The sequence below is a fragment of the Mesorhizobium sp. LSHC412B00 genome (genome assembly GCF_000503035.1).
Classification (GTDB): Bacteria; Pseudomonadota; Alphaproteobacteria; order Rhizobiales; family Rhizobiaceae; genus Mesorhizobium.
The window spans coordinates 206,028-220,266 of record NZ_AYWB01000009.1 but is presented as its reverse complement, the minus strand read 5'-3'; the positions used below and the strand labels follow the sequence as shown (position 1 = coordinate 220,266).

Sequence of the window (14,239 nt, the reverse complement as noted above, 5' to 3'; positions counted from 1 at the left end):
ATGCACATTCGCGTCATCCTCTGCTTCGGCTGCGGCAAAGCTGCCCGAAGCCTACACATTGCCGCTTCGGGCGTCTGCACGATAATTAGGCAGATTGCGCATTTTGCAGGCCCGCGCGGATCCGTGGCACCAGTCTGCGAAAGGATTGGCCGCACGCCAACGCAGCACCTGGCCGTTTGCTTCGAATCCGAAACTGGACAATGCTCGATAGGGACAAAGGGGTCGGCCTTGAACGAAATGCGGATCGGCAATCCATGAGCAATGAAGTCCTGTCGCCGGCCGAGATGGGCGAGGCCGACCGGCTGGCGATCGCGGCCGGTCCGCTCGACGGCTATGGCCTGATGCAGCGCGCCGGCGAAGCGGTCGCTGCTGTGGTCCTGGCACGCTATCCCGCAGCAAGCCGCGTGCACGTGCTGTGCGGCCCCGGCAATAATGGTGGCGACGGCTATGTTGTAGCGCGGTTGCTGGCCGAGGCTGGTGTGAATGTGGCGCTCTGGGCCGAAGGCAAGCAGAAGCCCGGGAGTGATGCGGCGCGAGCTTCCGAGGCCTGCAATCTGCCGGTCGAGCACATCGGACACTGCTACCCGGAACCGGGTGAAGTCGTCGTGGACGCGCTCTATGGTGCGGGATTGTCGAAGAAGATATCCCTGCATGCCTCTGCCGTCTCAGGATTGGCCGCGGCGGAGCGCGTGCCTGTGGTGTCAATCGATCTGCCTTCTGGTGTGTCGGGCGAGACCGGCTTGAGCAACGCTTATTTCAAGGCCGACGTGACGGTGACGTTCGTGCGGAAAAAGCCCGGCCATCTGCTGATGCCGGGGCGCAGCCTCTGCGGCGAGATCATCATCGCCGATATCGGCATTCCGGATGCGATCGTCGATGAGTTCAAGATCAAGACGTTCGAGAACACGCCTGACTTCTGGCTATACAGTTTTCCGAAAACGGCGGTCGATACACATAAGTATAAGCGCGGCCACGTCAGCGTCTTTTCCGGCGGGCCGAGCGCGACAGGTGCGGCGCGGCTGTCGGCGATGGCTGCAGCCAGAGCCGGGGCAGGGGCGGTGACCGTGCTCTCGCCTGAAAATGCCATGCAGGTAAACGCCGCGCATCTGACATCGATCATGCTGCGCGAGGCCGGTTCGATGGAGGAAGTGCAGGAATTTTTGTCGGCGAGGCACCCCGAAGTACTTGTGTTCGGACCAGGGCTCGGGCCGAAACCCAAAGTGGGGGATTTCGCGTTGCAATTGATCGCGACGGTCGCTGACCTAAACCGCACGTCGACGAGTTCATTCGGAATTCAGCGCCCTGCCATTGTCTTGGATGCTGACGCCATCACGTCATTGGCGCATCAGCCTCGGGCCCTGTTCGACGCCGCGCTGCTCCCGTTGGCGCCGGTATTGGTGCTGACGCCGCATGAAGGCGAATTCGCCAGACTTTTTCCCGACATCGCGAAGGACAAGAAGCAGTCGAAACTCGCCAAGGCGCGCGCAGCCGCTGAACGAGCCAACGCCATCATGGTCTACAAGGGCGCCGACACCGTCATCGCGGCGCCGGACGGCCGCGCGGTGATCAACGCCAATGGTGCACCATGGCTCGCCACCGCCGGTTCCGGCGACGTGCTGGCGGGCATTGTCGCCGCGCTGCTGGCGCAGGGCATGCAGGCATTCGAGGCCGCCTGCGCAGCGGTCTGGATCCATGCCGAGGCCGGCAGCCGCTTCGGACCGGGTCTGATCGCCGAGGATCTGCCGCTGGCGCTGGTGCCGGTGCTGCGTGAACTTGTCGAGGCACGGCAGAAGGTGCCGATCGGATGAAGCGTTTCGCGCTCGCCATTGCAGCCATCATCGCGCTGTTCGCCTCGCATGGCGTGCGCGCTGAGCAGCCGGTGACCATCGTCGACGATCCGGCGGTGCTCGCCGCCCTCGATGCCAAGGGGTTTGGCTTCGCCGGCATTTTCGCCGTCGACGGCGCGGACGATCTGAAGACGCTCTACAGTGAGGCGCCGGCCTATCGTGCTGTTGTCGACATGGTTGCGGCCGATATTGCCACGCTACGGGCCGAGATAAAGGCCGGCGGGCGCACGCTCTACGAGGTGACCGACGGCAATGTCGGCCGCATCATGGATATGCGCTGGCTGAAGACCGAGGCCGCGCGCTTCCGCCTGGTCGGCGTCGTCAACCGGCTCGACCGGCGCGATTTCAATGTTTTGGCTGGCGACAAAAGCTGTGGCGAGGTGCGCTTCATCTATCGCCTGGCCTATAGTTTCCGCAAGAACGGCAAACTTCTCGCTTCGAGGCTGCCATTCAATTTCAACGCCGTCTACAGCGTGGCGCCGGATGCCGATGGCGGCTGCGTCGGCATTGCCGGGCGCTGGACACCGCAGATCGACGAAAACGTCGATGCCGGCTGGCTGGCCGGCGGTTCGATGGCACCGGAGGAACTGACGTTCAAGCAGCTTGAACTCAATGCGCAGGTGGTGCGTTTTCCCTCGGGACAGGAGATCCAATTCGGCGGGCAGGCGGCCTATCTGATGCGGATCTTCGGTATCGATGGCGCTGCCATCAGCGAGAAGCCGCTGGAGAATACGCCTGACGTTGCGCGGCTCTCGGATGATGCCGCACTGAAGAAAGGGCTCGCCGACTATGTCAGCGCCAATGTCGCGGCCGTCGATCTCGGCGTCTACGAAATCCCCGACGAATTCCTGGCCAAGAAAATCATCTCGTGGTCGACCTTCGGCAGCGCGAGACGGGCCAACCATCCGTTCACGCCGCTGTTCCAGCCAGCGGATTTCGCCGGCTTGGACTATGCGGCGCTAAAGCTGGTGCGGACACCGGAGGCGCTGGTCGAGCGGCTGGACAATGGCGCCTGCCAGGGCTGCCACCAGGCGGGTTCGACGGCCGGCTTTCACTTCATCGGCCTCGACGACAAAACGACGTCGCCTCTCAACCGGATCGAGGTCGGCATCTCGCCGCATCTCCATGCCGAGATTCCGCGACGTGAGGCTTGGCTGCGCGCGACGGAAGAAGGCAAGGAGCCGAACCGCTACCGGCCGCTGTCCTTTGCGCCGCCGGCGACATGGACCGATGCCGGCGATGTCGACTACGCCCCGGCCGAGATGGCGATGACGTGCCTGATGCCGGATGATGCAAGACGCTTCGGCGCGACCTGGCAATGCGGTAGCGGCACCGTCTGCACGCCGCTGGCGACGGCCTCAGGCGTGCGCACCACGCTGGCGCAATGTCTGTTGCCCAAGGACAGTCCAAAGATGTTTTCGGGCCATCCCTGCCTGACCGGGTCGATCGCCAGCAACCCGTCTCAGCCGTTCAACGACCGCTACAAGATCACCGGCCAGTTCGCTGCTTTTGCGCCGACCTTTTCGCGGACCGCCTACACCTGCCGGCCACCGAAAATCGGCGTACCGGCAGGCATCGCTTATCGCGCCTGCGACGACAAGGACCGCAGCTTCGCCGCCTTCAAGACGGGCAAGCCGATGCCATCGGAAATTTGCGGCATGGTCGGCGGCAAGAAATTCGACACCTGCGTCGCCACCAACAATTTCGACCAGTGCCTCGGCGGCGCGGTCAACCGCGGCAACCGTCCCGCATGTTCGGCCGATCATTTCTGCCGCGAGGATTATATGTGCCAGTCGCTGCCGCCGGACACGCCGGGCGCCGCCAAGGTGAAAGGCATCGGCTACTGCTCGCCGACCTATTTCATCTTCCAGATGCGCATCGACAATCACGCGACGCCCTGGGCGAGCGCGACCAGCGCCCCCAGGGATGCGGGGTTCGGGGCGGCGGAAGAGGAGTGAGCCTGCGAGTTGGGCGACCACCAGTTCAGCGCTGGAGATAGTCTTCCATCCCCGCAGTCCATTTGGTGTCGAATTCCGAAATGTGGCGCTGTGCTACGCTCGAGTTCAGCAGCGTCGAGAGCGCGGTCACGGCGATCGGGTCCAGGTCGGGCGGCTCCGTGTAGCCAAGCGCCGCCAGCCGTTGAGCCCATGATGGATGGGTGGACTTTGCGTCATCCGGGCTTGCCCACGCCTTGCGGGCGCAAACATTGAGGCAAATGGGTTCTCGCAGCTGGCCGGCAGCTTCCAGCATGCGCTCGAGCGGCGGTCGCGGCGGACGCAAAGCACCTCGCAATTCATGCTGCAAAGGGTCATAGACCGTCTCCGCGAAATGCACGTCTGCCGTGGCAAGAAGCAACAGCGCGCGTGCGGCGTGCTCGGCATCGCCGGAGGATGCCGCGTGTCGATCTGCCTTGATCTCCGCTTCGCGCGAAAGCCGGATTTCTTCCCGCTCGAACGATTGCGACAGCCAGCCGATAGCGGCGTGGAGCAGGCTGCCTGTGATCGTGGTTCCGGGCGGGGCATACTCGAAGACAAATCCGAAACCGTTTTCGAACTCAGCGAGATTGAGGCTGCCATTGGTATCCTTGTTGCGCACATGCGCGTCCTCATGGGCAAGGATCGCGGCAAGCGCTCTTTCATCGGTCACTGCGAGGAGAGGGATGCCAATGGTTAGAAACAGCCGATTGCCGAGAAGGCCGAGAAGCGTGCGCTCCTCGCGCACGCTGGCGTTCAGGTTGCCCTCTAGTATGACAACCGTGCGCGCAGCACGGCGCGGTCCGGCGACGCTCCGCCACAGCGCCCACAGGCCGGGCGCTTCTGCTTCACTGACGCCTTTGATCTTGCTGCGTCGGAAGCCCGCAAACAATGTGCCGAACAGAAATGCCAAGGCCGTGGTGGCGATCGGCATGACGACGAAGCCGCTGGCCATAAACCAGATCGGATGGTTGTCGAGCAGGGACATCCAGACGCAGAAGATGACGAGGGCGGGAACAACGAAAAACAGGACCGTGAACCTGCCAAACCGCCGACCGGCGCTGATGATCAGTCGCGACATTGGATGTTACAACGGGATGTTGTCGTGCTTCTTCCAAGGGTTCTGCATGTCCTTGTTGCGCAGCATGCGCAGTGCCCGGGCAATGCGGCGGCGGGTCGAATGCGGCATGATCACCTCGTCGACATAGCCGCGTTCGGCGGCGACGAAGGGCGACAGGAAACGGTCCTCGTAAGCCTTTGTGTGAGCTGCGATCTTTTCGGCGTCGCCGATATCCTTGCGGTAGATGATCTCGACCGCGCCTCTCGCCCCCATCACCGCGATCTGCGCCGTCGGCCAGGCATAGTTCATGTCGCCACGCAGGTGCTTTGAGGCCATCACGTCATAGGCGCCGCCATAGGCTTTGCGGGTGATGACGGTGATTTTCGGCACGGTTGCCTCGGCGTAGGCAAACAAGAGCTTGGCGCCGTGCTTGATCAGTCCGCCATATTCCTGCGCGGTGCCGGGGAGGAAGCCGGGGACGTCGACGAAGGTGACGATGGGAATGGAAAAACAGTCGCAGAAGCGCACGAAGCGCGCCGCCTTGCGGCTTGCGTCGGAATCGAGCACGCCGGCCAGCACAATCGGCTGGTTGGCGATGAAGCCGACGGTACGGCCCTCGACGCGGCCAAAACCGGTGACGATGTTCTTGGCGAAGTTCTGCTGGATTTCGAAGAAGTCGCCTTCGTCGGCAACTTTGAGGATCAGCTCCTTGATATCATAAGGCTTGTTGGCGTTGTCCGGGATCAGTCGGTCGAGCGACAGATCATGGTCGGTGACCGACTGGTAGCACTCGATCTCAGGAAGCTCCGACGTGTTGGACGCCGGCAGCAGATCGACCAGCCGGCGCATCTGCAACAGCGCCTCGACGTCATTGTCGTAGGCGCCGTCGGCAATCGACGATTTGGTCGTGTGGACGGACGCGCCGCCAAGGCTCTCGGCCGTCACCGTCTCATTGGTGACCGTTTTGACCACATCCGGCCCGGTGACGAACATGTAAGAGGTGTCGCGCACCATGAAGATGAAGTCGGTCATCGCAGGCGAATAGACGTCGCCGCCGGCGCACGGGCCCATGATCACGGAAATCTGAGGAATGACGCCGGATGCGAGCACGTTGCGCTGAAAGATCTCGGCATAGCCGCCAAGCGCCGCCACGCCTTCCTGGATGCGGGCGCCGCCGGCGTCGTAGACGCCGATGATCGGCGCGCGGTTGCGTAGCGCCATCTCCTGCACCTTGATGACCTTTTCGGCATGAGCCTCCGACAGCGAGCCGCCGAAGACGGTAAAATCCTTGGCGAAGAGATAGACCGGACGGCCATTGACGGTTCCCCAGCCGGTGACGACACCATCGCCGGCGATCTTGGTCTTCTCCATGCCGAAATCGGTCGAGCGATGCTCGACATACATGTCGAACTCCTCGAACGAGCTTTCGTCGAGAAAGACCTCGATGCGTTCGCGCGCCGTCAGCTTGCCCTTCTTGTGCTGGGCGTCGATGCGGGCCTGGCCGCCGCCCATGCGGGCGATCTCGCGGCGGCGCTCAAGTTCCTTCAGCACGTCCTTCATCACTCGGTCCCCAGAAATGGCAGCTGCCTTTGTGGTAATGATGGCTGCAGGCGTGTGCAAGCGCCGCTTTCGGCCTCGATTATTGCGCTGCAACATGTGGCCCCTTGCATTCCGGAGCGAACTCAGCCATATGCAGCCCATAGGCGCTTGGGCCGGAGATTCCGGCCTTCTCGACAAATGAGACTGGTTGCGTCTGTTTTCCCTCTTTCCGGTATATCGGCCTCTCTTTCCGATACATCATCACGAAGTGGCGAAAGAGCCCCGTGGCATGACGCCTGCGGGCACGACAGCGCAGCCGAGTGGACGTTACCGTCCGCCCGCCTTGTCGTTTCATATCAAATTTTTCGACGGCAGGTTGCGCCCTGCCGCCATCGATGTTTGCGGCCAAGACCGCGTGAAAGAAGACTATTTTGACCAACGAAAACACCTCAGCCGGCAATTCCATCGTGACCGGCAGCACTGCGGAACTCACCGGTTTCGCAGCCCTTGGAATTACGGGCGCGCTGCTCAAGGCGACCCATGGCGCCGGCTTCACCGAGCCGAAGCCGATCCAGACGCAGGCGATCCCGCCGCAGATGGAAGGCCGTGATATCTTCGGCATCGCCCAGACCGGCTCCGGCAAGACCGCTGCCTTCGCGCTGCCGATCCTGTCGAAGATCATCGCGCTCGGCACCAAGCGCCGGGCCAAGACCACCCGTGCGCTGATCCTGGCGCCGACGCGCGAACTCGCCGTCCAGATCGAGGACACCATCAAGATCCTCGCCAAGGGCGCGCATGTCTCGACCGCTCTCGTGCTTGGCGGCGTCTCGCGCTTCAGCCAGGTGAAGAAGGTCGCTCCCGGCGTCGACATCCTGATCGCCACGCCCGGCCGCCTGACCGACCTGGTGCGCGAGGGCGACCTGATTCTCTCCGACACCAAATGGCTGGTGCTGGACGAGGGTGACCGCATGCTCGACATGGGCTTTATCAACGACGTCAAGCGGATCGCCAAGGCGACCGCGCCCGACCGTCAGACGGTGCTGTTCTCGGCCACCATGCCCAACGAAATCGCCGAACTGGCGAAGGGCCTGTTGAAGAACCCGATCCGCGTCGAAGTCGCGCCGCAGAGCACCGCGGCCGCCGAGATCGTGCAGGGCGTTGTCTTTGCCCGCACAAAGCAGAAGCGCCAGGTGCTGTCGACGATGCTCGCCGACGAAGCGATGAAGTCCGTCATCATCTTTTCGCGCACCAAACATGGCGCCGACCGGGTGACCAAGGACCTCGAACGCGACGGCTTCAAGGCCGCCGTCATCCACGGCAACAAGTCGCAGAACGCCCGCCAGAAGGCGCTCAACGATTTCCGCGAGGGCTCGGTGCACATTCTCGTGGCCACCGACATCGCGGCGCGCGGCATCGACGTCCCCGGCATCAGCCATGTGGTGAATTTCGATCTGCCGGATGAGGCCGAAAGCTATGTCCACCGCATCGGACGTACCGGCCGTAACGGGATGGACGGCATTGCCATCACGCTTTGCGATCCTTCCGAAAACAGCAAGCTGCGTCAGGTCGAGCGCATCATCCGCAGCAAGCTGCCGATCGTTGCCGACCATCTCGGCAGCCCGGATCCGGTGCGCAATCCGGCCGAAAAGAACGAGCGCTTCGAGCCCGCCAACGATCGCAACGACCGCAATGGCCGTCGCGACGGCAGGCGGCCCGGTGGCCAGAACAACGGCTTCGCCAAGAAGCGTTTTGGTGACAAGCCGGCCTTTGCGGGTGCAAGCGAGCGCAAGCCGGAAGGCGCCAAGGCCTTCAAGGGCAACAACAAGCGCCGCTTCGGCGGCAAGCGGCCCGCGGCGCGGGCTGCCTGATCAGACGAACCGGTCAGGCTCGTCGAGCCTGGCTTGATTGCTGACGATTGAATATGAGGACGGCCGGGGCAATGCTTCGGCCGTCCTTTTCGTTTGGGGCTGCCCGGTAATTGCCTTCACCCACACGACGATCCGCTGCGCCAGGAAAGCCGTGGTCGAGGGCGACAGCGCGTCGCCGGCAATGACGTGGTTGTCGGGATCGCCATTGTCGTCGACGGGCACCAGTTCATGCGGTGCGCCCCAGCGGCCGGCGATTTCGCGGGTGCGATCCTGGCGCACCACCTTGTCGGAATCCGAGAAGATGAACAGCGCCGGTATGGTTGCCTTCTCAACAGGCGCTGCGTAGGCAAGGTTGGTCAGCGCCGCCATCGGTAGCACGGCCGCCATTGGATAGGTGTGCGTCCAGAGTTTCTCGTGCAGCGCGTTGCGGGTCGGAAAGCTGCGCTCCTTGCCGCCGACGAACTCGGCGATCTGCCTGCCCCAGGGCATGGTCAGCAGCTCGGCGCCTGAAGCCCTGATGCCGAAATTCGGCGAGATGAATGCGATTGCAGCGACGCCGTCCGATGCGCCAGGCTCGGTCGCCGCCCATGCCGCCAGCGAGCCACCGGTCGAGGTGCCGACGACGATGACTTTGTCACCGATGGCCCGGCCGATGGCGAGCGCCTCCTCATAGTCGTTGATCCCGGCATTGACGCTGCCTTGCGCCATAGCAGCGCCGTCCTGCCCATGACCGGTGAGGCGGGTGTAGAAAAGGTTGGCGTCGAGTTGGTCGGCGACCTCGTCGGCCAGCGGGCGAACCTCGCCCTTCGATGCCGAAAAGCCATGGATATAGACGATCGCCGATGGCGTCCTGGCGTGAACCATCGGATCGGCCCAGATGATTTCTTTCTCGAGCCCGTCGCGGACGTTGGGCACGGCAGCCTCTTCACGCGCGATATACGCTTGCGGATCGTCGCCGATCACCTTGGGGTCGAAGCTGATTGTTGTGTCGACGGGAACGCGCGGACCAAGCAGGAGGGCCAGGACAAGGATGATGACGACGCCCAGCACCGCAAGCACGTTCCGTCGCCCCATCTCAGACTCCATTCTAAAGCCTATGGCGGCCGGTGCAGTCAGGCAACAGCCGGGCTGTGGACAGCTATTGGTTCGGCGGCTTGCGGTCGAAATTCAGCGGCCGCCCTGTCCAGCGGGTCGCCGTGCTGATGAACCACCGGCAGACTGGCCTTGGCAGCAGTGCCAGCAGCTTCAGCCCCCAGCTCAGCCGGTGAGGGAAGGTAACCTCGAAGCCGCCATGCTCGATGCCGCGCAGCATGCGTCGCGAGGCGCGGTTGACCGGCATCAGTCCCGGCATCGGCAGCATGTTCTTTTCGGTCAACGGCGTGTCGATGAAGCCCGGATTCATCACCTGGATGCGGACATTCATCTTGTCGAAATCGTATTTCAGCGACTCGGCCAAGATGTTGATCGCCGCCTTCGAGCCGCCATAGGCCGCCGTGGTCGGCCAGCCGAAATAGGCGGTGACCGACCCGACAAGCACGATATGGCCGCGCGCACGGATGCGCATGCGCTCCATGAGCGGGACGAGGCCATTGATGATACCGAAATAGTTGACCTCGAAGGTCTGGCGAAAGTCGCGGACCCTGAGGTCTTCGCCGGGCGTGGCGATGTAGTTGCCGGCGTTGAAGACGGCGAGCACGATCGGGCCGAGCTCCTTTTCGATCGCCGCCACCGTGCTTGCCATGCGCGGCTCATCGGTGACGTCGCAAGGGTAGGCGACGACACGTCCCGGCATCTGCGCAGTCTCGACGATGAGCGCGTCGAGTGGGTCGCCGTCGAGTGCGGTGACCGCGACGACAAAGCCCTTTGCTGCGAGGTCCTTTGCCAGCGCACGGCCGATGCCGCTGCTGCCGCCGGTTATCCAGGCGACGCCGTGCTTCGGGTTGGCCCGGTAAAGTGTCATTCTGCGCCCTGCCGATCTGTCATTAGTGCTCTAGCGGTGAAAAAATCGAATGAAAAGAGCGCTTTTCCGTACTGGTTGAAATGATCGTCATCGCGCGTTGTCCGGCCGCGGGAGATTGCAGTGCCCGAAATGCGACTGGACCAGGCGAATTCTTGCCTTGAAACGCAAGCTTCGGGTTTCTAGGGTCTCGCCGCAGCTACATAAGGAATCCCGGATGCCCCGTTCTGTGATCGAAGCGATCGGCAACACGCCCCTGATCCGCCTCAACAAGGCCTCGGAGCAGACCGGCTGCGAAATCCTGGGCAAGGCCGAGTTCATGAACCCCGGCCAGTCGGTCAAGGATCGCGCAGGCCTGTTCATCATCCGCGACGCCGAACAGCGCGGGCTGTTGAAGCCGGGCGGGGTCATCGTCGAAGGCACGGCAGGCAATACCGGCATCGGCCTGACGCTGGTTGCCAAGGCGCTGGGCTATCGCACAGTGATCGTTATTCCCGACACCCAGAGCCAGGAAAAGAAGGACACGATCAAGCTGCTTGGCGCCGAGCTGATCGAGGTGCCGGCGGTGCCTTACAAGAACCCCAACAATTACGTGAAACTGTCGGGGCGGTTGGCCGAGCAGATGGCGAGGTCGGAGCCGAACGGCGCGATCTGGGCCAACCAGTTCGACAACGTTGCCAATCGCGACGGCCACATCCGCACCACGGCGGAAGAAATCTGGATGCAGACCGGCGGCAAGGTCGACGGTTTCGTCTCGGCGGTGGGTTCGGGCGGAACGCTGGCCGGCGTCGCCTTCGGGCTGAAGGCCAGGAGCAGCAACGTCAAGATCGCGCTCGCCGATCCGCTAGGTGCGGCGCTCTATTCCTTCTACACGAGTGGCGAATTGAAGTCCGACGGCAGCTCGATCACCGAAGGGATAGGGCAGGGGCGCATCACGGCAAATCTCGATGGGTTCACGCCGGACTTCTCGTTCCAGGTGCCGGACGAGGAAGCGCTGCCGATCGTCTTCGACCTGATCCAGGAAGAAGGCCTGTGCGTCGGCGGTTCGACCGGCATCAACATTGCCGGCGCGATACGGCTGGCGCGCGAGCTTGGCCCCGGCCACACCATCGTGACCATCCTTGCCGACTATGGCACGCGCTACCAGTCGAAGCTGTTCAACCCGGAATTCCTGCGCGAGAAGAACCTGCCGGTGCCGGGCTGGATGGATGAGCGCAGCACAATTCCGGTGCCGTATGAGAAGGTCGCCTGATGGCGCACAGAACAGAAGCGCTGTTTCGCGATGACGCCTATCTCAGAGCGGCTGACGCCACTGTTGTCGCCATCAACGAGCGCGGCGGCATCATTCTCGACCGGACCATCTTCTATGCCACATCGGGCGGCCAGCCTGGCGATACCGGCACATTAGAGCGCGCCGACGGCAGCCGCATCGCCATTGCCGCCACCATCACCGGCGAGACCAAGGACGAGATCATCCATGTGCCGGCGCCGGAGCAACCGGCACCCGAGGTCGGCGAGCGGGTGAAACTCGCCATCGGCTGAGAGCGGCGGCATCTCCTGATGCGCATGCACGCAGCTTGCCATTTGCTCACCGTAGTCTGTCCGTTTCCGATTACCGGTGCTGCGGTTTCCGAAGATGACAGCCGCGTCGACTTCGACGCTCCCGATGCCGGCTTCACCAGGGAAGACGTCACCGCCGGGCTGATGGAACTGGTGCGAGCCGATCATCCGATCTTCATCAGGCTGATCACCGACGAGGAACTGGCAGCCAATCCTGGCCTGGTGAAATCCAAGAATGTCCGGCCGCCCGCCGGCACCGGCAAGATCCGCCTGGTCTGCATCGGCGACAACGCTTCGATCGACAGCCAGCCCTGCGGCGGCACCCATGTCAAAAGCACCGGCGAAGTCGGTGAAATCCATATCGGCAAGATCGAGAAGAAGGGCCGCGAAAACCGGCGTTTTCGCATTCGCTTCGGACCGCTGCCGGCGAATTAGGGTCAAATAGCACGTGGCCTCTATATTGCTCAGCCGGTCTGAGACACCTTGGCTTAACCAAGGTGTCGGAAACTGGACGGTGATCGCTCAACCCATGCTTCGATCTGCTCGGTGACAAACTTGGCTGCTTGATGGTGGATGAAGTGGCCAGCCCCGGGCAAAGCAATCACGGCGGTAACGTTGTCGACTTCTCGGAAGGTCCCGTCAAAAGCGCTTGACGGCACATAGGGATCGTCGGAGCCAAACAGCACAAGGGTCGGCGCCTTGACCAAAGGCAGCTGGCCCAGATCCGGCACCCTGCCAAGCGGTATGTTGGCCCTGTAGTAGCCCAGCATCGCTTCCGGATCGGATCGCCTGAGCGAATCTGTCAGGGCCTGCCTGTCCTGCGGATCGGCGACCCAGGTGGCGAGTTTGTCGATGTCCAGCATCTGGGTGGCGCCCGGGACCTGGAAGCCACGTACATATCCGATGATCTCGGCATTGGCCGGATCGGCGACCGCACGCAGATAGTTGCGGGGGTGCGGTGCCGACAGCAGGATGAGATGGCGCACGACCTGCGGCACGCGTATGGCCAGCCACCATGCGATGATGCCACCCCAGTCATGGCCGACAATAGCGGCCTGGGTCAGCTTTTCCGCTGCAAGAACAGCCAGCACGTCGTTGACCAGGTGGGTCAGCGCATAGTTGCCGTGGCCTTGTGGTCCATCGCTTTGTCCGAAGCCCCTCAGGTCCGGCGCGATCACCCGATATCGGTCGCAGAGCGCTTGCATCTGCCGGCGCCAGCCCATTCCGTGATCCGGAATGCCATGCAGAAACACAATCGGCGGGCCTGAGCCCGCCGCTGTGTAGTGCAGTTTGACGTTGCCATTGACGGCAACCCTAGATTCAAACGCCACTTCCTGTTCCGTCAATTGCAATCCATTCGAAGCAGTAGTCCGAGCTGGGAGGCTCGAACCGCCGGCCTACATCTTGACTTCGAGGCGCAGGAACGGGCCGTTGAATGTCTGGGTGCTCTTGTCCGCCATCTCAAGCAGATTGTGCCACTGTTCGAGCCGATAGCCTGCGGTGAACGTGGTATTTTCCCACGGTTTGAAAGTCACGCCACCGGAAAGGTCTATGCTAGTAACAACCTTGTTGGAATGCTGGCTTTCGCTGACGTTGATATCTGGATCAGGAGTAGGATCGCTTGGATCGCTCTCATGTTCGTGGAGGCTAAACTTGTCCGTCCGTCGGCCCCACATAGCCGAGCCCGAAACCGCACCGGTAAGACCCCACGTCTCACCCAGCGGATAGTAGACTTCGGCGCCGAGGCGCGGACCGATGCCGTAGAACTCGGATGAGCCAAGCTTGTCAGCGTTGCCGCCCTTGTCGGCCGGATCATTGGGAGTGGCGCTCACATTGAAATTCAGCTTCTCCTTGGAGTGCAGCAAGCGCAGACCGCCGAAGAACCGGATGTCGGCGCCCTGCGCCTCGACATGCTTGCCGACATCGAAGTCGAGCGTCTGGAAATTGTAGCTGTTGCCGAACGACAGGCCGATGACGCCGCCACTTTGCGGGACATTCAGACTAAAGTCGTTGTCCTGGCCGGCGTGAAAAGTACCAGCGAGCCTCCAGTCCACATCCGAAGAAATCGCTTTGGTGAGCGCCACTGATCCGTAGAGATCGCCGAAATCATTGCCACTGCCGAGCTTGTCGCTGGTATCGCCAAGCTTGTCGACGTTGGATTGATAGACCGCGCCTTCGAAGGCAATCTTGATGCGGGAATCGACCACTGCAGGATCGGTTACCTGTGCATCGGCGGCATGAGCCGCGACCACACCAACTGATGTCACCGAAGCGGCAGACGCTGCAACCGTAGCAAGAAGCTTACTTGAAACCTGATTTCGCATTTTTCCCCGCCTGGAATCGAACTGAATTGATATTAGCCCACTCGCACACTACCGCAGCGGCACCTTTCGTCATAGCTGCCATAATCATTTATCGGGCAGTGTTACGCGTTT

At 62.4% G+C, this 14,239-nt stretch carries 10 protein-coding genes and 1 pseudogene; 5 read left to right on the top strand and 6 right to left on the bottom strand.

From position 1 onward, the window contains the following. Positions 1-254 precede the first annotated feature (254 nt). Together X757_RS146465 and X757_RS146470 are read left to right on the top strand one after the other, a co-directional pair. Positions 255-1,808, top strand: coding sequence for a bifunctional ADP-dependent NAD(P)H-hydrate dehydratase/NAD(P)H-hydrate epimerase (locus X757_RS146465; RefSeq protein WP_023726801.1), 1,554 nt, complete (start codon positions 255-257; stop codon positions 1,806-1,808). Next, positions 1,805-3,805 carry a hypothetical protein gene (locus tag X757_RS146470; protein WP_023726800.1) on the top strand — a complete coding sequence of 667 codons (2,001 nt, stop codon included), beginning with the start codon at positions 1,805-1,807 and terminating at the stop codon, positions 3,803-3,805. Before X757_RS146465 ends, X757_RS146470 begins: the two co-directional genes overlap by 4 nt. Before the next feature lie 25 nt (positions 3,806-3,830). Here the strand turns inward: X757_RS146470 and X757_RS146475 are convergent, their stop codons facing one another. Beyond that, positions 3,831-4,901: a M48 family metallopeptidase gene (locus tag X757_RS146475; protein WP_023726799.1), complete on the bottom strand. Its 1,071-nt coding sequence runs from the start codon at positions 4,899-4,901 to the stop codon at positions 3,831-3,833. Between the two features lie 6 nt (positions 4,902-4,907). Beyond that, on the bottom strand, positions 4,908-6,440 hold the full coding sequence (locus tag X757_RS146480) for an acyl-CoA carboxylase subunit beta (RefSeq protein WP_023726798.1): 1,533 nt from the start codon (positions 6,438-6,440) through the stop codon (positions 4,908-4,910). A gap of 410 nt (positions 6,441-6,850) precedes the next feature. Here X757_RS146480 and X757_RS146490 point away from each other — a divergent pair, with 410 nt between their 5' ends. Beyond that, positions 6,851-8,287, top strand: coding sequence for a DEAD/DEAH box helicase (locus X757_RS146490; RefSeq protein ID WP_031251372.1), 1,437 nt, complete (start codon positions 6,851-6,853; stop codon positions 8,285-8,287). Here the strand turns inward: X757_RS146490 and X757_RS146495 are convergent, their stop codons facing one another. Then, positions 8,288-9,361 (bottom strand): carboxylesterase, encoded by a 1,074-nt coding sequence (locus tag X757_RS146495; protein ID WP_023726795.1) that lies wholly within the window; start codon positions 9,359-9,361, stop codon positions 8,288-8,290. Positions 9,362-9,425: 64 nt separating this feature from the next. Beyond that, positions 9,426-10,247: an SDR family oxidoreductase gene (locus X757_RS146500; protein ID WP_023726794.1), complete on the bottom strand. Its 822-nt coding sequence runs from the start codon at positions 10,245-10,247 to the stop codon at positions 9,426-9,428. 214 nt (positions 10,248-10,461) lie between these two features. Here X757_RS146500 and X757_RS146505 point away from each other — a divergent pair, with 214 nt between their 5' ends. Together X757_RS146505 and X757_RS01000000164965 are read left to right on the top strand one after the other, a co-directional pair. After that, complete coding sequence (locus X757_RS146505) at positions 10,462-11,496, top strand: cysteine synthase A (protein WP_023726793.1); 1,035 nt, start codon at positions 10,462-10,464, stop codon at positions 11,494-11,496. Further along, positions 11,496-12,239, top strand: a pseudogene (locus tag X757_RS01000000164965) (alanyl-tRNA editing protein). Before X757_RS146505 ends, X757_RS01000000164965 begins: the two are co-directional and overlap by 1 nt. A 53-nt stretch (positions 12,240-12,292) precedes the next feature. Here X757_RS01000000164965 and X757_RS146510 read toward each other — a convergent pair. Both X757_RS146510 and X757_RS146515 read right to left on the bottom strand, forming a co-directional pair. Then, positions 12,293-13,150, bottom strand: coding sequence for an alpha/beta fold hydrolase (locus X757_RS146510; RefSeq protein ID WP_023701761.1), 858 nt, complete (start codon positions 13,148-13,150; stop codon positions 12,293-12,295). Between the two features lie 51 nt (positions 13,151-13,201). Then, positions 13,202-14,128, bottom strand: a complete 927-nt coding sequence (locus tag X757_RS146515) for an Lpg1974 family pore-forming outer membrane protein (protein WP_156933445.1) — start codon at positions 14,126-14,128, stop codon at positions 13,202-13,204. Positions 14,129-14,239 lie beyond the last annotated feature (111 nt).